At 68.2% G+C, this 21,314-nt stretch carries 18 protein-coding genes; 12 read left to right on the forward strand and 6 right to left on the reverse strand.

The window, feature by feature from the left end:
• Window positions 1-118: 118 nt before the first annotated feature.
• The 3 genes from G015_RS0106395 to G015_RS0106405 all read right to left on the reverse strand — a co-directional run bounded on the left by G015_RS0106395 (window position 119) and on the right by G015_RS0106405 (window position 3,664).
• Complete coding sequence (locus G015_RS0106395; RefSeq protein WP_018138595.1) at window positions 119-1,462, reverse strand: N-acetylmuramoyl-L-alanine amidase; 1,344 nt, start codon at window positions 1,460-1,462, stop codon at window positions 119-121.
• A 214-nt stretch (window positions 1,463-1,676) separates the two neighbouring features.
• Window positions 1,677-2,141 carry a tRNA (adenosine(37)-N6)-threonylcarbamoyltransferase complex ATPase subunit type 1 TsaE gene (gene tsaE / locus G015_RS0106400; RefSeq protein WP_020146341.1) on the reverse strand — a complete coding sequence of 155 codons (465 nt, stop codon included), beginning with the start codon at window positions 2,139-2,141 and terminating at the stop codon, window positions 1,677-1,679.
• Window positions 2,138-3,664, reverse strand: coding sequence for a bifunctional ADP-dependent NAD(P)H-hydrate dehydratase/NAD(P)H-hydrate epimerase (locus G015_RS0106405; protein ID WP_020146342.1), 1,527 nt, complete (start codon window positions 3,662-3,664; stop codon window positions 2,138-2,140). Before G015_RS0106405 ends, tsaE begins: the two co-directional genes overlap by 4 nt.
• 18 nt (window positions 3,665-3,682) lie before the next feature.
• Here G015_RS0106405 and queG point away from each other — a divergent pair, with 18 nt between their 5' ends.
• The 3 genes from queG (at window position 3,683) to G015_RS0106420 (ending at window position 8,264) form a co-directional block, all read left to right on the forward strand.
• On the forward strand, window positions 3,683-4,825 hold the full coding sequence (gene queG / locus G015_RS0106410; protein WP_020146343.1) for a tRNA epoxyqueuosine(34) reductase QueG: 1,143 nt from the start codon (window positions 3,683-3,685) through the stop codon (window positions 4,823-4,825).
• Window positions 4,826-4,924: 99 nt separating this feature from the next.
• Window positions 4,925-7,357, forward strand: coding sequence for an EAL domain-containing protein (locus G015_RS0106415; protein ID WP_018138599.1), 2,433 nt, complete (start codon window positions 4,925-4,927; stop codon window positions 7,355-7,357).
• 115 nt (window positions 7,358-7,472) lie between these two features.
• On the forward strand, window positions 7,473-8,264 hold the full coding sequence (locus G015_RS0106420; protein ID WP_018138600.1) for a ferredoxin--NADP reductase: 792 nt from the start codon (window positions 7,473-7,475) through the stop codon (window positions 8,262-8,264).
• On the opposite strand, the gene G015_RS0106425 is transcribed toward G015_RS0106420, so the two are convergent.
• Window positions 8,261-8,869: a DNA-J related domain-containing protein gene (locus G015_RS0106425; RefSeq protein WP_019592163.1), complete on the reverse strand. Its 609-nt coding sequence runs from the start codon at window positions 8,867-8,869 to the stop codon at window positions 8,261-8,263. The genes G015_RS0106420 and G015_RS0106425 overlap by 4 nt on opposite strands.
• Window positions 8,866-9,273, reverse strand: a complete 408-nt coding sequence (locus G015_RS0106430) for a YchJ family protein (RefSeq protein WP_018174601.1) — start codon at window positions 9,271-9,273, stop codon at window positions 8,866-8,868. The genes G015_RS0106425 and G015_RS0106430 overlap by 4 nt, the downstream gene beginning before the upstream one ends.
• Before the next feature lie 132 nt (window positions 9,274-9,405).
• Between G015_RS0106430 and G015_RS0106435 the strand changes: the two genes are divergently transcribed.
• Both G015_RS0106435 and G015_RS0106440 read left to right on the forward strand, forming a co-directional pair.
• Window positions 9,406-10,251: an SDR family oxidoreductase gene (locus tag G015_RS0106435; protein WP_020146344.1), complete on the forward strand. Its 846-nt coding sequence runs from the start codon at window positions 9,406-9,408 to the stop codon at window positions 10,249-10,251.
• A gap of 900 nt (window positions 10,252-11,151) precedes the next feature.
• On the forward strand, window positions 11,152-13,929 hold the full coding sequence (locus G015_RS0106440; RefSeq protein WP_020146345.1) for a valine--tRNA ligase: 2,778 nt from the start codon (window positions 11,152-11,154) through the stop codon (window positions 13,927-13,929).
• Window positions 13,930-13,958: 29 nt separating this feature from the next.
• Here G015_RS0106440 and G015_RS0106445 read toward each other — a convergent pair whose 3' ends face one another.
• Window positions 13,959-14,633, reverse strand: coding sequence for a YdcF family protein (locus G015_RS0106445; RefSeq protein WP_018137725.1), 675 nt, complete (start codon window positions 14,631-14,633; stop codon window positions 13,959-13,961).
• Between the two features lie 238 nt (window positions 14,634-14,871).
• Between G015_RS0106445 and G015_RS0106450 the strand changes: the two genes are divergently transcribed.
• Genes G015_RS0106450 through G015_RS0106480 form a run of 7 tightly spaced genes read left to right on the forward strand, consistent with a single transcriptional unit; the run spans window position 14,872 to window position 21,310 of the window.
• Window positions 14,872-15,144, forward strand: coding sequence for a phosphopantetheine-binding protein (locus tag G015_RS0106450; protein WP_012981895.1), 273 nt, complete (start codon window positions 14,872-14,874; stop codon window positions 15,142-15,144).
• Window positions 15,141-15,755 carry a hypothetical protein gene (locus tag G015_RS0106455; RefSeq protein ID WP_018137726.1) on the forward strand — a complete coding sequence of 205 codons (615 nt, stop codon included), beginning with the start codon at window positions 15,141-15,143 and terminating at the stop codon, window positions 15,753-15,755. Before G015_RS0106450 ends, G015_RS0106455 begins: the two co-directional genes overlap by 4 nt.
• Window positions 15,752-17,092: an AMP-binding protein gene (locus tag G015_RS0106460; RefSeq protein ID WP_018993768.1), complete on the forward strand. Its 1,341-nt coding sequence runs from the start codon at window positions 15,752-15,754 to the stop codon at window positions 17,090-17,092. Before G015_RS0106455 ends, G015_RS0106460 begins: the two co-directional genes overlap by 4 nt.
• A 3-nt stretch (window positions 17,093-17,095) precedes the next feature.
• A complete protein-coding gene (locus tag G015_RS0106465; RefSeq protein ID WP_018174596.1) occupies window positions 17,096-17,422 on the forward strand; it encodes a hypothetical protein in 327 nt (108 codons plus the stop codon).
• Window positions 17,419-18,318 carry a lipid A biosynthesis acyltransferase gene (locus G015_RS0106470; protein ID WP_020146346.1) on the forward strand — a complete coding sequence of 300 codons (900 nt, stop codon included), beginning with the start codon at window positions 17,419-17,421 and terminating at the stop codon, window positions 18,316-18,318. Before G015_RS0106465 ends, G015_RS0106470 begins: the two co-directional genes overlap by 4 nt.
• A 46-nt stretch (window positions 18,319-18,364) precedes the next feature.
• The gene (locus G015_RS0106475) at window positions 18,365-18,919 is read left to right on the forward strand and encodes a LolA-related protein (protein WP_018137730.1); all 555 of its coding nucleotides are present in this window, start codon (window positions 18,365-18,367) and stop codon (window positions 18,917-18,919) included.
• Complete coding sequence (locus G015_RS0106480) at window positions 18,920-21,310, forward strand: MMPL family transporter (protein ID WP_020146347.1); 2,391 nt, start codon at window positions 18,920-18,922, stop codon at window positions 21,308-21,310.
• Window positions 21,311-21,314 lie beyond the last annotated feature (4 nt).

Raw genomic sequence — 21,314 nt, forward strand, 5'->3', positions numbered from 1 at the left:
TAGGGAAACGCAGCTCGATTTGCACGCGCCGGTGGGCGCCCCTGCACAGACCGCGGTGGGTACAAAGTCCGAATCCGTGACGGGCACCCGTTCCGGGACGGGCAGGCGCCGATGGGCGTCAGGAATCGCGCGGGATGCGCAGGACCTGGCCGGCGTAGATGCGATCGTCGCTGACATCGTTCGCCGAGCGCAGATCGGCCAGCGACAGGCTGTAACGATCGGCGATCCCGGACAAGGTCTCGCCGGGGCGAATAATGTGCTGGTCCGGCTGACCATCGGCGATCAGCGTGCCCGGGCGGGCATGCGTCGAGAAATAGGACCGCAGCCCGGTCAGCAGGGCATCCGCAAGAGAATTCTGGAAGTCCGTGCTGCGCAGCTTGCGCTCCTCGGACGGGTTGGAGATGAACGCGGCCTCGACCAGGATGGACGGGACATCGGGCGAGCGCAGCACCGCGAAGTTCGCCCGCTCGACCTCCGGCTTGCGCACCTTACCCACCCGGTGCAGTTCGGAAATCATGCGCTCGGCCAGGGTGTTGCTCGCCTCGAGACTGCCGCTCTGAGCCAGATCCAGCAGCACGTTGGTCAGGGAGTCATCCTTGCCGTTGATCGGTACACCGCCCAGCCGCAGGTCGGCCTGGTTCTCGCGCTGCGCCAGAAAACGGGCGGCCTCGCTGGAGGCCCCGCGTTCGGAGAGCATGTATACCGAGGAACCCTGCACGTTGCGGTTGGCGATCGCGTCGGCGTGAATCGACACAAAGACGTCAGCGTCCGCCTCGCGGGCACGCTCGATGCGCTCGCGCAGGGGCAGGAAGTAATCGCCGGTGCGGATCATCACCGCCTTCATGCCGCGCTCGTTGTCGACGCGCTCGGCCAGCCGCTTGGAGATCTGCAGGACCACGTCCTTCTCGCGGGTACCACCAGGGCCAATCGCGCCCGGGTCATGCCCGCCATGGCCAGCGTCGATGGCCACCACCACATCACGCAGATCCTCCTGCGAGCGGCCTCGGCGAGGTTCGCCGTTGTCGCGGGATTCCTCCCGGGCCGACTGCGTGGGGGCACCCTCGCGGCTGGTCAGGTCGAGCACCAGACGATGCGGGGAATCCTGGGCCGGCATCAACTTGAAGCTGCGCGGCTCGATCGGCTTGCGCAGGTCGAACACCACGCGCAGATCACCGCCGTCGCGCGGGGCGTGACGGATCGACTCCACGACCGAACGCGGATTGGAGCTGAGCTTCAGCTCGTCCACCGCGCGAGCGTTCTTGATATCCACCACCAGGCGATCGGGCGACTCGAGCTTGAACATCGAGTACTCGGCATCGCCATCCATGTCGAAGACCAGGCGCGTGGTGTCACCATCCACGGACATGCGCACCCGCTCGACACCCGTGCGCGCCAGTGCGGGCAGCGGCAGCCCGACCAGCCCCAGGGCAGTCAGAGCGCGCAGCACCTGGCGGCGGCGCATATCCGGAATCGTGCTTTGGCCCACGGCGAATCCCTTTTAATTCAGGGGGTCTGACTCCATTGTGGACGCTTTTTCTGGAAAAGCAATAGCAAAATTCTTTCTTTATGAGCGAGATATCGAGGTTTTTGTGTGTGGCATTGCAACTGATACCTCGCCCCACAAGAACCGCAACCCCTCTTGGGGACTGGATTTATTCCGGCTTTTCATTGGGTTATCAGGGTGGGGCGTTTCGCTGGAGGCGCGTGCGATAGTCGCCGGCGGCCGGCCCGGACACGTAAAGCATGCGCCCGTCCGGCTCGCACGGCTCCAGCCGCACCCGAAGATCCGGCTCCGGCAGCCAGCCGGCCCCGCGCTCCGGCCACTCCACCAGCCAGAGCGCTTGCCCGTCAAAGGCCTCGCGCACCCCCAGATACTCCAGCTCCTCCGGGTCCGCCAGGCGATACAGATCGAAGTGCAACACGCTGCGTCCCTGGAGTTCGTAGGACTCCACCAGCGTGTAGGTGGGGCTGCGCACGTTGCCCGCATGCCCCAGCGCCTGCAGGAGGCCACGCGCCCAGGTCGTCTTGCCCGCGCCGAGATCCCCCTCCAGGGAGACGATCTGCAGGCCTTCCATCCCCGCAAGGGCCGCACCGGCCCGCTCTGTAGCCGCGGCGTCCGGTAGCCGGATCCCCTCGTTCACACACCCTCCTCCCCGGCGGCGGCCGGCAGCGCATCCGCCAGCTCGCCCGCCAGCAGCCCGCGCCAGCTGCCGAGCCGCGCGCGCAGGACCCGACCAGCGGCACAATGCCAGGCTGCCCCGATCTCGGCCGCGGCGCGTGCCTCGAGCCCCTGCGCCCGCAGCGCGACGATAATCCCCGTAAGCACGTCCCCGCTCCCGGGGACCGCCATGCCGGCGTGGCCCCCGGTCACACAGGTCAGTGGCCCGACCTCAACACCGGGATCGGCGTCGGCGACCAGCGTCCCGGCCCCCTTGAGCAGCGACACGCCGCCGAAGCGCTGCGCCAGCTCGAGCACGGCCGCCGGTCGATTTGCCTCCACCTCCGCCGCCGGACGATTCAGCAGGCGGCCGGCCTCGCCTGGATGCGGAGTCAGGATCCAGGAATCCATCTGACGGGGTGTCGCGGCCAGCAGGTTGAGGGCATCGGCATCCACCACCAGGGGCACCCCCGCATCCGCGACCGCGTGCCACAGGCGGCGCCCCCACTCTTCCGTGCCCAGACCCGGGCCTGCCGCGATCACATCCACCTGACGGGCCAGGCGTAACAGATCGGTCGGCTCGCGCACCGCCCGCACCATGATCTCGGGCCGGTCGGCATTGGCCCAGGCCGCATGGTCCTCGTGCGTGGCCAGCGTCACCCGCCCGGCCCCGGCACGCAGGGCCGCGAGCGCCGTCAGGCGGGCCGCCCCGGAGAATCCCGGCGCGCCCCCGACGACCAGCACATGTCCGGCGTTACCCTTGTGCGCCCCCGGCCGGCGGGCCGGAAGACGATCCTGCCAGCCCTCCGGGCCCAGATGCCGGGCCCGCGGCATCACGCCCCGGGCAATCTGCTCGGGCAAATCCAGCCGCGCCACCTCGACGGTGCCCGCGTAGTCCACGCCCGCGCCGGTGTGCAGCCCCAGCTTGTCGGCAATCATGGTCACGGTATGCCGGGCGCGCACCGCGGGTCCCGGCACCGCGCCGGTATCGGCATTGACGCCCGAGGGGATGTCCGCGGCCAGCACGGGCCGCCCGGAGGCATTCAGGCGTTCAACCACCTCGCCATAGGCATCGTGCAGCGGGCGCTCCAGCCCGATACCGAACAGGCAGTCGACCCACAGCTCGGCGTCCGCCGGGTCGAAGGCCTCGAGCGGCGCCATCGCCCCCCCGTGCTCGATCCAGCGTCGATGCGCCTGACGGCCGTCCGACTGCGGGCGCGCGCGCGATGGGCCGCCATGGAGCCGCACATCGAGGCCGGCCTGTGCCGCCAGTCGCGCCAGCACATAACCATCGCCCCCGTTGTTGCCGGGGCCGCAGAGGATGCCGAGCCGGCGCACCTCGGGCCAGTGGGCCCTGACGGCCGCCAGCAGGGCCGCCCCGGCCCGCTCCATCAACTCCCCGGGCGCGATCTCCGGCAGGGCCATGCCGGCCGCATCCAGGGCCCGCATGCCCTCGCTGTCGTAAAGCGCGCTGGTCAGGGGGATCGCCCCGGGTCCATCATTCACGTTTATTGCCCCGATCGTATGATTATCGAAATCGTGCCTGAGCCTCTCGATCCACGCCAATGTGACGCACTGGCCGAACAGATTCGGGCCTGGGGCCGCGAGCTGGGCTTCCAGGCCCTGCGCATCGCGCCGGCCACAGTCCCGGAGGCGGACCGCCAGCACCTGGACCGCTGGCTGCAGAAAGGCTCGCACGGCGAGATGGGCTGGATGACCGAACGCGCCGCACTGCGCCACGACCCCGCACAACTGATGCCGGGCGTACAGCGCGTGATCAGCGTGCGCATGGATTACTTCCCGCCGCACACCCGGCGCCCGGCGATCCAGCTGGCCGAACGGGACCGCGCCTACGTCTCCCGCTACGCCCTCGGCCGCGACTACCACAAGCTGATCCGCAAGCGCCTGACCGAGCTGGGCCGGCGCATCGAGGCCGCGGCAGGACCGCACGGCTATCGTGCCTTCACCGACAGCGCCCCCATTCTGGAAAAGGCCCTGGCCGCCCGCGCCGGGCTCGGCTGGATCGGCAAGAACACCAACCTGCTCGCCCGCGAGAGCGGGTCCTGGTTCTTTCTCGGCGAGCTGTTTACGGACCTGCCGCTACCGATGGACGGCCCGGTCGGCGAACACTGCGGGGCGTGTACCGCTTGCCTCGACATCTGCCCGACGCAGGCCTTTCGCGGGCCCTACGACCTGGATGCCCGGCGCTGCATCTCCTATCTAACCATCGAACTGAAGGGGTCGATCCCCGAAGAGCTGCGCCCGCTGATCGGCAACCGCATCTACGGCTGCGACGACTGCCAGCTGATCTGCCCGTGGAACCGCTTTGCCGAGGTCTCCGCGGAACCCGACTTCGTCGCCCGCCACGGACTGGATGCCGCTAGTCTGGTGGAACTGTTCGGCTGGGACGAGATCACCTTCCTGCAACGCACCGAGGGCATGGCCATCCGCCGTATCGGCCACGAGCAGTGGCTGCGCAACCTAGCGATCGCCCTGGGCAATGGCCCAGCCTCCGCGGAGGCCGAGACGGCCCTTCGCGCCCGCGCCGACCACCCCTCCACCCTGGTACGCGAACACGTCGGCTGGGCCCTCGAACGATTGCGCAGTCCCGCGTCATCGCCGCCCGCGGACCACACCTCCCGTCTCACACAGGCCCCCGGACAATAACCGGCGACCAGCGCTTGCCAGCACCCACGCGACAGGTGACACTCGGGAGCGGACCCACTTGCGACCCCGGCACCCTACGAAAGGACTCATCCTGTCGCCATGCCCGATCATCCGGACAGCACCCGCTTTCAGCGCCTGTTTGACCAGGCACCGGAGGCGCAGCTGGTGCTCAATCGAGCGGGCCATGTCGTCGCGGCAAACCAGGCCGCATCGCGCCTGCTCGGCTACGCCCAAGGCGAACTGACCGACGGCATCCACATCACCGCGATCGACCTCGAGGCCACGCAAGCCGACGTCGACCATGCGCACGGCCAGCCCGACGAGCGCCTGCCGGCCCGCTTTGAAACGCGCTACCGCCGACGAGACGGGGGCGAATTTCCAGCCGAGATCAATATCAACGCGATTCATACCGGGGAGGATATCGAGGTCCTGACTACGGTCCGCGACATCACCCGACAGCAGCAATCCGAGCAGGCCCTGCACGAGCTGGAGACCCAGCTCTCGGCCACGATCCGCCACGCGCCGCTGATCCTGTTCGGGCTGGGGCCGGATGGTGTTTTCACCCTGTCCGAGGGGGCTGCACTGCACAGCCTGGGGCTGCAACCCGGCGAGGTCGTCGGGCAGGACGCACGCCGGCTGTACGCCGACCACCCGGCCATCCTGTCTGCAATCGATCGCGCACTCGCCGGAGAGCGCTTTCAAACCGAGGTCAAGGTCGGCGACAGCCACTTCTCCATCTCATGGATGCCGTCGGAGATTGCCCAGTCACTTCAGCCGGGCGTGCTCGGCGTCGCCTGGGACATCACATCGCTGCGCGCGGCCGAGGCGACCACGGCCTCGGAGCGCGACCGACTCCTGACCACGCTGCACTCCATCAGCGACGGCGTGCTGACCGCGGACACCACCGGGCGCCTGACCTATCTCAACCCGTCGGCGCGCGACCTGCTGGGCGTGGACGCCACGGCGGTCCAGGGCCAGCGTCTCGACGAGGTGCTGGAGCTCGAGGACACGCATACCGGCCACCGGGTCATGAACCCGGTCACGCAGTGCCTGGAGACGGGTATGACGCTGGAGTCGCCGGAGCGCGTGCTGCGCCGCCCGGACGGTGCGGCCCGCGTGGTCCGCCTGCTGGTCTCGCCCCTGCGGCGACCGGACCACCACAGCGAGGGGGTCGTGGTCGTGCTGCATGACCACACCGAGCTGTGGCGCATGACCCAGCAACTGAACCACCAGGCCACCCACGACGAGCTCACCGGCCTGTGCAACCGCCGCGAGTTCGAACGGCGCCTGGACGAGGCCCTGCGCACCCTGGAGGAGGGCGACACGCCCCACGCGCTGTTCTATATGGACCTGGACCAGTTCAAGATCATCAACGATACCTGCGGCCATCAGGCCGGGGACGCGCTACTGCGCGAACTGGCCGACCTGCTGCCCGCCCATATTCGCGACAGCGACACCCTGGCGCGTCTCGGTGGTGACGAGTTCGGCCTGCTACTGACGCATTGCCCGGTGGAACGCGCGGAGGCCATCGGCAAGAAACTACTGGCCACCGCCCAGGGACTGCGTTTCTCCTGGGAGGGCCGCCGCTTTGATGTGGGCATGAGCATCGGCCTGGTCCCGATCGAGGGCCCTGGCCGGAACCTTCCGGAGGTCCTCAGCCAGGCGGATTCCGCTTGCTACGTGGCCAAGGATCTCGGGCGCAACCGGCTCTATACCTGGAAGCCCTCCGACCAGATCCTGCGCCGACGCCATGGCGAGATGGAATGGGTCGGCCGTCTGCGTGCGGCCCTGGAGGATGCCCGTTTTGTCGCCTATGCCCAGCCGGTCAAGCCCCTGAACGGCGCCGATCTGCCGCTGGACCATGTCGAGATCCTGCTGCGCCTGCACGGGGAAGACGGAACCCTGATCACCCCGGGCGCCTTTATCCCGGCTGCCGAACGCTACCACCTGATGCCCGAGATCGATCGCCATGTGGTCGAACTCGTGTTCCGCCAGCTGGCCGATCACCGGGACCAGAACCCGGATCATGCCCCAGTCGTGGTGTCGATCAATCTGTCCGGGCAGTCGCTGGCGCAGGACGGGATGCTCGAATTCATCACCAGCCGCATGAGCCAGTTCCGCATTCAGGCGCAGCAGATCATTTTCGAGATCACCGAGACCGCCGCGATCAGTCATCACGACCGCGCACAGGGCCTGATCCGCGCACTGCGCTACATGGGCTGCCGCTTCTCCCTGGACGACTTCGGCAGCGGGCTGTCCTCGTTCGGCTACCTGAAGAACCTGCCGGTCGACTTCCTCAAGGTGGACGGCAGTTTCGTGCGCGACATCGCGACCAACGCGGTCGATGCGGCGATGGTCACCGCGATCCACCGCGTCGGCCATGTGCTCGGGCTGCGCACCATCGCCGAGTGCGTGGAATCCGAGGAGACCATGCACCACCTGCGCGAGATCGGGCTCGACTTCGTCCAGGGCTATCACCTGGCCAGGCCGATTCCGCTGGCCGACTACCTCGCGGAAATTGCCGGCCGCTGATCAGGCTTGAATCCCGGCTCGCGCGCCTCAACCCTTGAGATAGCCGACGCTTTCGCCTTGCCAGCGGCAAGCTGTTAGCGTGCGGCCCATCTCAACTGATCAACCGTGGGACCCCATGCCGTATTCGGAAGAACAGATCACCTCGACCCATCGCTGGTCGGACAAGACCTTCAGCTTCAAGACCACGCGCCCCGAAGGCCTGCAGTTCAAGAACGGGCAGTTCGTCACGCTGGGTCTGCGCCCCGAGGGCAAACTGATCCCGCGCGCCTACTCGATCGTCTCCGAACCCGAGGCCGAGGAACTGGAGTTCCTGAGCATCCACGTTCCCGACGGCGCGCTGACCAGTCGCCTGGCCCAGGTCGGCCCCGGCGACTCGATCTGGATCAACACCAAGGTCACCGGTTCACTGACCTTCGACTACGTGCAGCCCGGGCGGACCCTGTACATGCTGGCCACCGGCACGGGTCTGGCCCCGTTCATCTCGCTGATCCGCAGCCCGGAGCTGTTCGAGCACTTCGAGAACGCGGTACTGGTGCACAGCGTGCGCACCGTCGAGGAGCTGGCCTACCGCCAGGAGATCGAGTCGCGCATCAGCAATCGCTTGCGCTACGTGCCGACGGTGACCCGCGAGAACCACGACTTCGCCTGCCCGATCGCGCAGCAGCCGTACGACAACAACCAGCGCGGCGCCGACATGTTCCGCTCCGGCGAGCTGTTTCAGATCCTGAACCTGCCCCCGGCGGATCCGGAGCACGACCGCGTGATGCTCTGCGGCAATCCGGCGATGAACCGCGAGATGAGCGAGTGGCTGGTCGACCACGGCTGGACCCAGACCAACTACAAGGGGGTCGGCAACTTCACCGTGGAACAGGCCTTCGTGACCACGATGTCCGACTCGGACGACTAACTGCCCTGAGCCAGCAGCACCCAGCGGGCCGCGTTGATCCGCTGCAGGACGGCTGTGTCACCACCCCGGTCGGGGTGGTGACGCTGCGCCAGACGCCGGTACTGCTGCCGGATCGCCGCCGCATCAACCGGATCCTCCAGCCCCAGCACCTCGAGCGCCTGCTCGCGCCGCTCGTCACGCGCCAGATGCGCCCAGAACTCGCCCAGTAGCGCCTCCACCGCGGCCGCATCCATCCCCTCCAGCCGCGTCAGATCCAGGTAGTAGGCCCGCAGTGGATCACCCCGCGCCGGCAGGTCCGACCCCATGTCCGCCGCCTGTAGCGGCTCGATCCCGATATCCAGGCAATGGATACGCAGCCACTCGCCCTGCCCCGCGAGCATGTCGCGCAGCCGGTAAAGACAGTGGAACAGCACAAAGTGGGTCTGGAACAGGCTCAACGGCTCCTGCAGGCGCGCCGCGGCGAACGGCTCCACTTCCAGATCGCGCAGCTGCGCAATCAGCGCATGCTCCGTACATCCGCACGGATGTCCGCGCAGCGCCTCCAGCACCCGCTCCAGCAGTGCCGTATCCACCGGCGAACCGGCTGGGCGATCCCCATCGATCATGCGCCCGGGAACTCGCCGTCCACATAGACCCAGCGCCCGTCCTCGCGGCGAAAGCGGCTGCGCTCGTGCAGGCGCACCCCCTGGCCGCGTACCCGCGAGCGGGCGACGAACTCGACCCAGCCCTCCTGATCCTCCGGCCCGCCCGCCTCGGTCGCGCGGATCGCCAGACCGAGCCAGCGCTGGCCCGGCTCCAGCACCAGGGATTCCGGTCGCGTCGCGGCGGCCCAGGTGGCCAGCAGATAGTCCTCGCGCCCCTCCACGAAGGCGGCATAGCGCGAGCGCATCAGCGCCTGCGCCGTCGGGGCCGCAGCCGCGCCGTCCAGGTACTGCCCGCAGCAGGCCGCCCGGTCCAGCCCGGATCCACAGGCGCATATATTCCCCTTCCTGCGGCTGGCCTTGCCCAAGCGATACCTCCCCTGATCGACGTCGCCGCCAGCATGCCCGAGCCATTGCCCCGGGTCGAACCCATACTTTGGGACTGGTCTTCCGTACGCCGAAACGTTAGGTTGCGAAAGCACCCAGAGAGATACTGATTCATGGCCAACATCCTGATCATGGGCTGCGGCGATCTCGGCGGCGGCGTCGGAGAACAGCTCGCCGCAGCCGGGCACGCGGTCTGGGGCCTGCGCCGTCAGCCAGAGCGCATCCCGGAACCGATCCAGCCGCTGGCCGGCGACTTCGCCCGCGCGGACGCGCTGCCGCCGCTCCCCGCGGCTCTGGACACCGTCTATTTCATCGCCACCCCGGGCGAGTTCACCGAGGCCGCGTACCGCCGCGCCTATGTCGACGGCCTGCGCAACACTCTGGCCGCTCTGGAGCAGGCCAAACAAAATCCGCGCCGCATCGTGTTCGTCTCCAGCACCTCGGTCTTTGGCGCCGACGACGGGCGCTGGGTGGACGAGACCAGCCCGGCCGAGCCCACCCGTTTCTCCGGGCACTGCCTGCTGGAGGCCGAGCAGTTGCTGGCCGACAGCCCGTTTGCCGGCGTGGTCGTGCGCTTTGGCGGCATCTATGGTCCGGGGCGCGAGTACCACCTGCGCAAGGTCCGCGAGGGCGTGCGTGGCCAGCACGAAGCACCGGTCTGGACCAACCGCATCCACCGTGAGGACTGCGTGGGCCTGCTGACCCACCTGTTTCATCTGGACGACCCCGAGCCGCTTTATCTGGGCGTCGATGACGAACCGGCCCTGCGCCACGAGCTGCTCGGCTGGCTGGCGCAGGAGATGGAGCTCGATCCGCCGGGGACGCCGCCGATGCCGGCCGGCGACGTCCGCGGCAAGCGCTGCCGCAACGGGCGACTGCATGCCAGCGGGTATCGCCTGCGCTACCCCGACTACCGCACCGGCTATCGCGAGCTGCTCCACCGGCTCGCCACCACCTGAGCCAAGCTCTCACCGCTTTCAGGCTGGGCCTGGTTCGGCCTCGGGTGTTCCGAGTGCCTTCGTCCGGCCGCCTGCCAAGCGCTGTCTCGGCAGCGCACCCCGAGGTACTTTCTTGCTTGCCCAAGAAAGTACCCAAAGAAGGGCACCCGGATTCCGCCCGGGGACCTTGCTCCAGGGCCCTCGGGCCGGCGGCGCTGAAACTCGCTTCGCTCAGACAGTCAGCGCCCCCGTTTCTATTTTGAATCGTCCGTCCCGAGGACCCTTCCGCAAGGGGCTTCATACGGGGGGAGAAGGTCAAGACAACGGCGATCCAGAGGTTCGTGCGAGTGGATGGAGGCAAGATGTTCCAACATCTTGGCACGCGCGGCCTACGGCCCTGGCGTGCCGCGCCCGCGAGCGGGCGCCAGGGCGCAGGTAGGATGCTGATGAGCGCAGCGAATCGCATCAGGGTTGCCCCGACGTTGGCATGGTGCGTTTCGCTGCGCTCAACGCACCCTACAGCCTTGGGCTCATGACAGGTGCGGGAACACCGTCGGTTTTGACCTTCCCTCCCGATATGAGCCCCTTGTGGAGGGCGTGACAGGCCGGGAGAAGGCGCTGACTGTCTGAGCGTAGCGAGTTTCAGCGCCGCCGGCCTGACGCGTCCGGAGCAAGGTTCCCGGGCGAATCCCGGGCGTGTTTCTTGGTTACTTCTTTGCACGAGCAAAGAAGTAACTCGGGGCGCGCTGCCGAGACAGCGCAGGCAGGCGGCCGGACGAAGGCACGTAAACACCCGAGGCCGAACCAGGCCTAGCCACAACAGTGCAGGCGAACGCCCCAATGCGGGCACCGGGCGGCGCACGCGCCGCGCCGTTATAATGCGCGGCTTTCGCCCATTCCGACCCGAGCGCGCCCGCGATCATGGACAAAAGCTTCGACCCCAAGAGCATCGAGCAGACCCAGTACGAACGCTGGGAGGCCGCGAACATCTTCGCGCCGCCGGAGTCGGGCGAGGCCAGCTACTGCATCCTCCTGCCGCCGCCGAACGTGACCGGAACGCTGCATATGGGGCACGCGTTCCAGCACACGCTGATGGATACCCTGATCCGCTATCGGCGCATGCACGGCGACCGCACCCTGTGGCAGGGCGGCACCGACCATGCCGGGATCGCCACCCAGATGGTGGTCGAGCGCCAGCTCGCCGCCGACGGCAAGGGCCGCCACGACCTCGGACGCGAGAAGTTTCTCGAGGCGGTCTGGGACTGGAAGGACCAGTCCGGCGGCACCATCACCCGCCAGATGCGTCGCCTGGGCGACTCGGTGGACTGGTCGCGCGAGCGCTTCACCATGGACGACGGGCTGTCCGCGGCGGTGCGCGAGGTCTTCGTGCGCCTGCATGAAGAGGGCCTGATCTACCGCGGCAAGCGCCTGGTCAACTGGGACCCGGTGCTGCACACCGCGCTGTCCGACCTGGAGGTGCTGTCGGAGGAGGAGAACGGCCACCTGTGGCACTTCCGCTATCCGCTGGCCGACGGCTCCGGGCACCTGACCGTGGCCACCACGCGCCCGGAGACCATGCTGGGCGATACCGCCGTCGCGGTGCACCCGGAGGACGAGCGCTACCGGCACCTGATTGGCCAGACGATCAAGCTGCCGCTGGTCGGGCGCGAGATCCCGATCATCGCCGACGACTACGTCGAGGCCGAGTTCGGCTCCGGCTGCGTGAAGATCACCCCGGCGCACGACTTCAACGACTACGCGATGGGCCAGCGCCACGACCTGCCGGTGATCAACATCCTGACCATCGACGCCTGCCTGAACGACAACGTACCCGAGGCCTATCGCGGCCTGGACCGCTACCAGGCGCGGCAGAAGGTCGTCGACGACCTGGACGCCCTGGGGCTGCTGGAGAAGATCGACGACCACAAGCTGATGGTCCCGCGCGGCGACCGCTCCGGCACCGTAGTCGAGCCGTACCTGACCGACCAGTGGTACGTGAAGGCCGGCCCGCTGGCCGAGCCGGCGATCAAGGCGGTGGAGGATGGCCGCATCCGCTTCGTGCCGGAGAACTGGTCGAAGACCTACTTCGAGTGGATGCGCAACATCGAGGACTGGTGCATCTCGCGCCAGATCTGGTGGGGCCACCGCATCCCGGCCTGGTACGACAGCGATGGCAATGTCTTTGTGGGCCGTTCCGAGGACGAGGTGCGCGACAAGCACGACCTGGCGGCCGATGTGGTGCTGACCCAGGACGACGACGTGCTGGACACCTGGTTCTCCTCCGCGCTGTGGCCGTTCTCCACCCTCGGCTGGCCGGAACAGACGCCGGAGCTGCGCGACTTCTACCCGACCAGCGTGCTGGTCACCGGCTTCGATATCATCTTCTTCTGGGTCGCCCGCATGATCATGATGGGCGAGCACTTCATGGGCGACGTGCCCTTCCGCGAGGTCTACGTCACCGGCCTGATCCGTGACTCGGAAGGCCAAAAGATGTCCAAGTCCAAGGGCAACGTGATCGATCCGATTGACCTGATCGACGGCATCAGCGCCGACGACCTGGTGGCCAAGCGCACCCAGGGCCTGATGCAGCCGCAGATGGCCGCGAAGATCGAGAAGACCACGCGCAAGGCCTTCCCCGACGGCTTCCCCGCGTTCGGCACCGATGCCCTGCGCTTCACCCTCGCGGCGCTGGCCACCACCGGGCGCGACATCAAGTTCGACCTCGGCCGCATCGAGGGCTACCGCAACTTCTGCAACAAGCTGTGGAACGCCTCGCGCTTCGTGCTGATGAACGTCGAGGGCCACGACTGCTCGGCGGCCACCGACACGGCGGAACACCGCACCCTGGCCGATCGCTGGATCCTCGACCGCCTGGCCGCCACCGCCGCGACCGCCACGCAGCAGCTCGATGCCTACCGCTTCGACCTCGCCGCGCAGACGCTGTACGAATTCACCTGGCACGACTACTGCGACTGGTACCTGGAGCTGACCAAGCCGGTACTGAACGACGACACCACCCCGGATGCAGTCAAGCGCGCCACGCGCAATACGCTGGTCACTGTGCTCGAGGCCCTGTTGCGCCTGCTGCACCCGGTTATGCCGTTCATCACCGAGTCGATCTGGACCAATGTAAAGCCGCATGCGGGGATCGGCGATGACATCGAGTTCCTGGTGCAGTGCCGCTGGCCGGCGCAGGACGGCTTCCCGAATGACGCCACCGCCACCGCCGAGCTCGACTGGGTCAAGGACTTCATCACCGGGCTGCGCCGCATCCGCGCGGAGATGGACATCGCCCCGGGCAAGCCGCTGCCGGTGCTGGTGAAGAACTGGAGCGAGGCCGACCAGGAGCGCTACACGCGCCACCGCGGCCTGCTGGAGTTCCTCGCGAAACCCGAGAGCGTCACCTGGCTGGACGCCGCCGACGAGGCCCCGGAATCGGCGATGGCCCTAGTCGACGAGATGCAGCTGCTGATCCCGCTGGCCGGGCTGATCGACAAGGATGCCGAGCTGGCCCGCCTGGACAAGGAGATCGGCAAGCTCGACAAGAACCTCGAGCAGAGCGAAAAGCGCCTTGCCAACGCGAGCTTCGTCGACCGCGCCCCGGCCGAGGTCGTGCAGAAGGAACGCGACCGCGTCGCCGAGATGCAGGCCACCCGCGACCAGCTCGCCGCCCAGCGCGAACGCATCCGCGCGATGTAGCGGCTGCGACCGCTACTGCAAAGGGCGGGTCAGCTGATCCGGTCGAGCATCCCCTGATGGCGGATCAGCCGGGCGAACAGCCGCCCGGTGTGGTACCAGTGCAACATCCAGATCTCGCGTGCCAGCCGCAGCTGCGGCACTCGCGGCGAGTGCTCGGCAGGGCAGGGACAGACCTCGAGTCCCACCCCGCGCGCGATGGCCACCGCCCGGGGCAGATGGAAGCGACTGGTCACGAGCACGCAGCTCGGCAGGCTGCCGCCGGTACGCTGGGCGAGCAGGTCGCGGGCGTTTTGCAGGTTCTCCAGGGTGTGCCGCGAGTCCTCTTCACAGAAGATGCGAGAGGCCCGGATGCCGCGCTGGCGCAGGAAGGCCGCCCCTGCGGCTGACTCGCTGGGCCCCTCCGGCGAGGTATACCCCCCCAACAGCAGAACGCGGGCCTCCGGGTCGCGCCGCAGCAAGCGCAGGGCCCGCAACAGGCGCAGCCGGTAACCCGGCCCAGGACGCCCCTCTTGTAACTGCTGCCCCAGGACAATGATCCAGGGTGCCCGCCCCGGACAGTGCAGACCGCGCACCCAGAGCTGCATGCGACCCCACAGCGCGAGCCAGCTAAGCCCCGCCGTCAGCACAATGACCAGATTGGACAACCCAAACGTCAGCAGCCCATCCGGCCCGACGCGCCGCAGTCCTACTCGGCCGCCGATCACGACTTGCCCCCCATATCCCCCCCCCTGGCGGCTCGCTGGCGGCCGAGTCGTCTCATCCCATGAGAGCGCCCACTCTGCCGGCCCGCCCCGCAAAACCGCTTGTTCCCTGCATTTGGAGGGTACCACGCCCCCTTGGGGTTGCGTATCATCGGCCCCGGGCTGGAAGGTGCGCGGGAAGCCCAGCACCTTCGCACAGGGAGAGCCGATTTCGGATTACGCCGCTATTTAGGGGAGAGACGTGGCAGCACAAACCGCAATGGAACAGGAAGTCGCCAGGCTGATCGTCGACAGTCTGAATCTCGAAGAGGTCAGCCCCGAGGACATCGAGCCGGAGGCCCCCTTGTTCCGCGAGGGGCTTGGGCTGGACTCGATCGATGCACTGGAGCTGGCGCTGGCCATCTCGCGTGCCTATGGCGTGCAGATCCGCTCCGATGACGAGAACAACCGCCAGATCTTCGCATCCTTGCGGGCCCTGACCGCCCATATCGAGGCGCACCGAGCCACGTCGTGAGTACCCGGATCGCCGCCGTGGTAGCCCTGGGCTACCCGGTGGCCGTGATCGCGGGCAGCTTCCTGGAGCTGCCGCGACTGCCACTGGCGTGGCTGGCGCTGCTCATACTGGTCCTCGCCTGGCCGGCCCTGCCCGTGCTCGGCCGGGGGGTGATAGCCCTGGTGCTGGCCGTGCTAGTGTTGCTTCTGGGTACCGAGCCGGCCGGAAAATGGCTGATCTATGCAGTACCGGTGCTTATCCAGGGGGGCTTGGCATGGCTGTTTGCCCGCTCTCTGCGCCCGGGTTCCACACCCCTGATCACCCGGTATGCGCTGGCCATGGGCGCCTCCGACAGCACGCCGGTGCATCGCTATACGCGGCGGCTGACGGCCGCCTGGGCCCTGCTGTGCGGTGGACTCGCCCTGTTGTCGGCGGTACTGGCGGTGGCGGTATCCACCACCACCTGGGCCTTGTTCGCAAATGGGATCAACTATCTGTTCCTGGCGGCGCTGTTCATGCTGGAATATCCGTTACGGCGCTGGCTCCTGTGCGACGAACCACGGGCGGGTTTCCTGCCCTACCTCGCCGCGCTGGCACGCGCCGACCACCGCCACATCCTGAGACAACGATGAGGGACTCGAACACGCAAGCGCTGATTGCCGACCACCCAACGCCACTGGCCTGGGTGGCAGGACGCTGTGTCTCGCGGACCGCGTTTCTGGCGGATGTCCGCGCCCTCGCCCGGCGAATCCCGGCCGGTGGAGCCCACTTCAACCTGTGCGAGGATCGCTATCGCTTTGCCGTCGCGTTTGCCGCGATCCTGCTGCGCGGGGGCACTAACATCCTCCCCCCGAACCGCGCCCGGACAACCCTGAGCGAGATCGCCGAGCGTCATCCCGGCGCGCACGCACTGGTGGACGAGCGCGACCTCAGTGTCACCATCCCCGTCATTCCCGTCACCGCGGACGGGACAGGGCACGCCCACAATGCGGGTGCGACCCCCGAGATCCCGTCGAATCAGATGGCGGTGCATGCCTATACCTCGGGCAGCACCGGACAGCCCACTGCCCACAGCAGGAGCTGGAACAGCCTTCACGTCGTGACCGCACAGGCCCTGCGCCGCTTCGGACTGGATGCCGACGGGGGAACACTGGTGGGAACGGTCCCCGCACAACACATGTACGGCCTGGAGTCCACGGTGCTGTATGCCCTGCTCGGCCCCTGCACGCTGCTGGCCGAGCGCCCGTTCTTCCCGGACGATATCCGCCAGGCCCTGGCCGAGCATGCCCCGGCAAACCTCGTCACGACCCCGTTTCACCTGGACGCCTGCCTGCGGGCGGGGCTGACCTGGCCCAGAGCGGCGCGCATCCTCAGCGCCACCGCCCCACTGGAACAAGACCGGGCACGGGCCGCGGAAACACTGTTTGGCACGACCGTCCGCGAGATCTACGGCTGCACCGAGGCCGGGGCCATCGCCAGCCGCGAGACGGCCCGGGAGCCCCTGTGGACGGTCTATGACGGGATTGCCCTGACAACCCAGGACAGCGACCGGGTGGCAGTACAGGGGCCCCAGCACCCGGCACCAGTCCCCCTGCCCGACCGCATCGAACGGGAAGATGCCCGGCGCTTCCGCATGCGCGGGCGCCTGGCGGATCAGCTTAATATCGCCGGCAAGCGCGCCTCTCTTGCCGAGCTGAACCGGCGCCTGAACGCCATCCCCGGCGTACTGGACGGCGTGTTCATCCCGCCCAACCCCGGACAGGACAGCGGGACTGCCCGTCTGGCTGCGATCGTGGTCGCCCCGGAGCGCTCCGAGGCCGAGATCCTGGCGGCCCTGGCCGAAACCACGGACCCGCTGTTCCTTCCGCGCCCCCTGGTGATGGTGGATGCCCTCCCCCGCAGCGCGACGGGCAAGCTCCCGCGCCAGGTCCTGCTGGACCTGCTGGATCAGCACGGTCAGTGCGCCTGAACAATGGCCCCAATCATTGCCACGCGCCGCATCCCGGCCAGCCACCCCTCACTGCCCGGGCATTTCCCCGGTCAGCCGGTCGTACCGGGCGTGGTCATCCTGGACACAGTGGTCGCCGTCGCGCGCGCAAGCGGCCTGGGGCCGGTGGCCGCCCTGCCACGGGCCAAGTTCCTGGCGCCATTGCTCCCGGAGGTCGATTTCCGGGTGGAGATTGACCCCCCTGGTACCAGCGGCCTGCGCGCATTCCGCGTTATCCGCGACGGTACGGAGCCCCCCGAACTCCTGTGTAGCGGGCAACTGAAACTGCACGACGCCGGACAACCGGCGTGAGCCGGGGGTGGTTCAGCCAGGGGGAGCGAGGGCCCCCCCTGGCGCTGCGCATCATCTTGTGGGTTGCCTTGCATCTCGGGCGACCGGCCGGGCGCGTACTGCTGTACCCGATAACCGCCTATTTTCTTCTGTTCGCTCCCAAGTCCCGGGGGTCCAGCCGGGACTACCTGCGCCGCGTGCTCGGACGCGAACCGCGCCTGCGCGAGATTGCCCGGCACTTCCACAGCTTCGCGGCCGTGATCCTGGACCGCGTCTTCCTGCTGGCCGGCAAGGACGAGTGCCTGGATCTTCAGGTTCACGATCGCGAGATCTTCCTCGAACATGTCGAAAGTGGCCACGGGGCCCTGCTGCTGGGGGCACACCTGGGCAGTTTCGAAGCCCTGCGGGTACTCGCGGTCGGCAAAAACGACTTTCCCGTTCGCGTGCTGATGTACCGCAATCACAATCAGCGCATCACCCAACTGCTGGAGGCGCTCAACCCCGAGATCGCCGCGACGGTCATCCCCCTGGGCGATACCGAGACCCTGCTGCACGCACGCGACTGCCTGGAACAAGGGGGGATTGTGGCCACCCTGGCCGATCGCGTGGCCGAGAGCGACAAGATGGTCGAATGTCGTTTCCTCGGGGGACGGGCCTTTTTTCCCCAGGGCCCCCTGCTAATGGCCGCCGTTCTGAAGGTCCCGGTCATCCTGTGCTTCGGCCTCTATCGCGGCGGCAATCGCTACGATATCGTCTTTGAACGCTTTGCCGACGTCATCGAGGCGCCCCGCGGCCGACGCGAAGAGGCCCTGGCCAAATGGGTGCAACGCTACGCCGATCGCCTCGAGGCACGCGTGCGCGAGGCCCCGTACAACTGGTTCAACTTCTATGATTTCTGGAATGACTCGTCTCGCTAAGCCTTGCTTCCGGCAACTGCCCGGGGTCCGGGCACTGGCCCTGGCGGTGCTCCTGCTGACTTGCCCGCTGTTCGCACAGGCGGAGACCTCCGGCGACACACTGGACCAGATCCTGGAGGCACTGGCCGACAATCCGCCTTCACGTATCGACTTTCGCGAAACCCGCCAGGACCCCCTGCTCGAATTCCCGGAGACCCGGACCGGCACGCTGGTGTTCGAGCCACCGGACACCCTGGAGCGCCGGATGGATGGCGACGGCGGCGAACGCGTGCGGATCGAGGGGCGCGAAGTGATCGTGGAGCGCCGAGGCTCCAGCCGCGAGGTGGACCTGGACGAGCAGCCGGGCCTGGCCGCGTTTGCCGCCTTGTTCCGCTCCCTCGCCAAGGGGGAACGCGAGGGACTGGAAGAACACTTCGAGGTCGAGACCGAAGGCGACCTGGAGGCCTGGAGGCTGGAACTCACCCCGCGTGACCGCGCCCTTCGTCGCATGATCCTCGGACTCGACCTCCAGGGCGAGGGCGGTGCCCTCCTGCGTCTGGACACCGAGGAATCCGGAGGGCGCCACAGCCGCATGCAGCTCGATCCGCAAGACGGCGACTGATTGGTGCCGAATCGCTTCCCCCTGTCACCGGGACCGGCACTCTGGCTGATCGGGCTGCTGGTGGCAGCCAGCATCCTGCTGTGGCGGGGCGAACTGGTCACCGACCTCCAGGGCTTCACCCCGGAGCCGGTCACCGAGACCGGGATTGCGCTGGACCCCGGGGGCGGCCCGGCCGGACAGGTCCTGCTGCTGGGCATCGAAGGCGGGAACAGCCAGGCACGCGCGGATGCCAGCGACCATCTGGTCCAGGCGCTGCGCGACCACCCCGCGGTCGCGGAGATCCGTAACGGGCGTCTCGACCCGGATGACCCCGCCCTGGATTTCCTGCTTGAGCACCGCTATCTCCTGAGCCCCGAGGTCACCCCGGAGCGCTTCTCGGTCGACACCCTGCGCGACCGGCTCGGGGAACGCCGGGAGGACCTCAGTAGTGCCGCCCCGCTGATGCCCCGGGAACTGATCGGCCGCGACCCCACGGGCGAATCACTGGTGGTGCTCGAGCAGTTGGGACAGGCCGGTGGCGGGGGCGAACGCGACAGCCACGGCGTCTGGGTCGACCCCGAGCGCGATCGGGCCCTGCTGGTCCTGCACAGCGCGGCCGAAGGCATGGACCTGGACGGTCAGGAGTCGCTCCTGAAGGCACTGGACGAGGCCTTTGCCGACTACACGGACGATCTGGACCTGCTCGTCGCGGGGCCCGCGGTGATTGCGGTCGAATCACGCGGGCGCATCCGCGGCGAGATCACCACCTTCAGCCTGGCCGCCAGCCTGGCCCTGGCCACACTCCTGCTGGTCGTATTCCGCCACCCCCACCCGGTCTGGCTCGCGGCCGTTCCGCTGGCCACCGGCATCCTGGCCGGGGCGGCGGTCGTGACCGTGGTATTCGGCCACCTGCACGGGATCGCACTGGCGTTCGGCATTACCGTGCTGGGCATCGCGCTCGACTACCCATTGCACCTGTTCGCGCACAGCCGGCAGCCCCCGAGTGACGGGATGCGCGGCGTGGCGCGCGAGCTGTGGCCGGCAATTGGCCTGGGTGCCGGGAGCACGGTACTGGTCTATGCGCTGATGGCGATCACGGGGTTTTCCGGCATGGCCCAGCTCGGGCTGTTCGTGCTGACCGGCGTCGGCGTGGCCGCGATCACCACGCGCTGGGTACTGCCCCGCCTGATGCCGCAGGCGCTGCAGCGTGACGGGGCACCCCCGGCCCGCCTGCCGGTACCGTCCGCCCTGACACAGCCTCCGGTGACGGCGCGCTGGATCCTGGCCGCCTCCGTGCTGGGGGCGCTGGTGGTCATCGCCAGCGCCGACCCGTTCCCCTGGGAGGACAACCTGGGCGCACTGCACCCGGTGCCGCAGGAACACATCGACCGCGACCGCGAACTGCGCCACGCCCTGGGGCTTCCGGATATCCGCCATGCCCTGCTGATCACCGCACCCGACCCCGAACGGGCGCTGCAGGCCGCCGAGGCACTGACCCCGGGCCTTGAAGATCTGCGCAACCAGGGGGCGCTGACCGCCTACGACCATGCGGCCCAGGCCCTGCCGAGCCAGGCACTGCAGCGCGCACGCCAGGGTTCCCTGCCCGCCACGGACACCCTGCGCGAGCGGCTGGACACCGCGGTCAACGGGCTGGGTTTCCGCGCGGATGCCTTCGAACCCTTTCTGGAGGATGTGGCCCGGACCCGCGACCTGGAGCCGCTCACACCGGCGACGCTGCCGGAAGGCCCGCTGCGTCAGACGACAGGCACCCTGCTGATGCCGGACGAGGCCCGCGGCGACTGGATGGCCTGGGTGCGGCTGAGCGGCGTGGAGGATGCGACCGCGGTGAGGCAATGGCTGCAGCGGGAACCGCTGACGGATCTGCCCGCCCTGGCCGATGTGGGCGTGCAGCACGTGGATTTCCTGCGCGCCTCGGAGGACCTGGTCAGCGGATTCCGCGATCAGGCACTGGAGCGGCTGGCCCTCGGCGTGGTGGCCGTCACCCTGTTGCTGCTGCTGGTCACCCGCGCCCCCGGGCGCAGCCTGCGCATCCTGACCGCGGTAGGGAGCGGGCTGGTCCTGACCGTGGCTGCGCTGATCCTGCTCGGGATTCCCTTGTCCCTTTTCCATCTGATCGCGCTGCTGCTGATCGTTGGCCTGTGCCTGGACTACGCCGTATTTTTCAGCCGTCCGCTGAGAGACCTGAAGGCACGGCAGAACACGGCCGCTTCGGTCAGCATCTGCGCATTGTCCACCGTGGCCGTGTTTGGCCTGCTGGCCCTTTCCAGTCTTCCGGTATTGCGGGCCATGGGGCTCACCGTGGTGTTGGGCGTGGTATTTTCCTTTCTCGCAGCCGCGCTTCTGGCGCAGCCCCCCCTGTCGCGCCGTACAGTAGGCACTAACAATCCCTGACCCC

Origin of the sequence: Thioalkalivibrio sp. ALJ15, assembly GCF_000383695.1 — a bacterium.
GTDB lineage: Bacteria > Pseudomonadota > Gammaproteobacteria > Ectothiorhodospirales > Ectothiorhodospiraceae > Thioalkalivibrio.

Coding starts and splice junctions, on each gene's coding strand:
- G015_RS0106435 (WP_020146344.1), top strand. CDS start 9,406: ATGGCCAACATCCTGATCATGGGCTGCGGCGATCTCGGCGGCGGCGTC.
- G015_RS0106465 (WP_018174596.1), top strand. CDS start 17,096: ATGGCCCCAATCATTGCCACGCGCCGCATCCCGGCCAGCCACCCCTCA.
- G015_RS0106460 (WP_018993768.1), top strand. CDS start 15,752: ATGAGGGACTCGAACACGCAAGCGCTGATTGCCGACCACCCAACGCCA.
- G015_RS0106440 (WP_020146345.1), top strand. CDS start 11,152: ATGGACAAAAGCTTCGACCCCAAGAGCATCGAGCAGACCCAGTACGAA.
- queG (WP_020146343.1), top strand. CDS start 3,683: ATGATTATCGAAATCGTGCCTGAGCCTCTCGATCCACGCCAATGTGAC.
- G015_RS0106425 (WP_019592163.1), bottom strand. CDS start 8,869: ATGATCGATGGGGATCGCCCAGCCGGTTCGCCGGTGGATACGGCACTG.
- G015_RS0106420 (WP_018138600.1), top strand. CDS start 7,473: ATGCCGTATTCGGAAGAACAGATCACCTCGACCCATCGCTGGTCGGAC.
- G015_RS0106395 (WP_018138595.1), bottom strand. CDS start 1,462: ATGCGCCGCCGCCAGGTGCTGCGCGCTCTGACTGCCCTGGGGCTGGTC.
- G015_RS0106415 (WP_018138599.1), top strand. CDS start 4,925: ATGCCCGATCATCCGGACAGCACCCGCTTTCAGCGCCTGTTTGACCAG.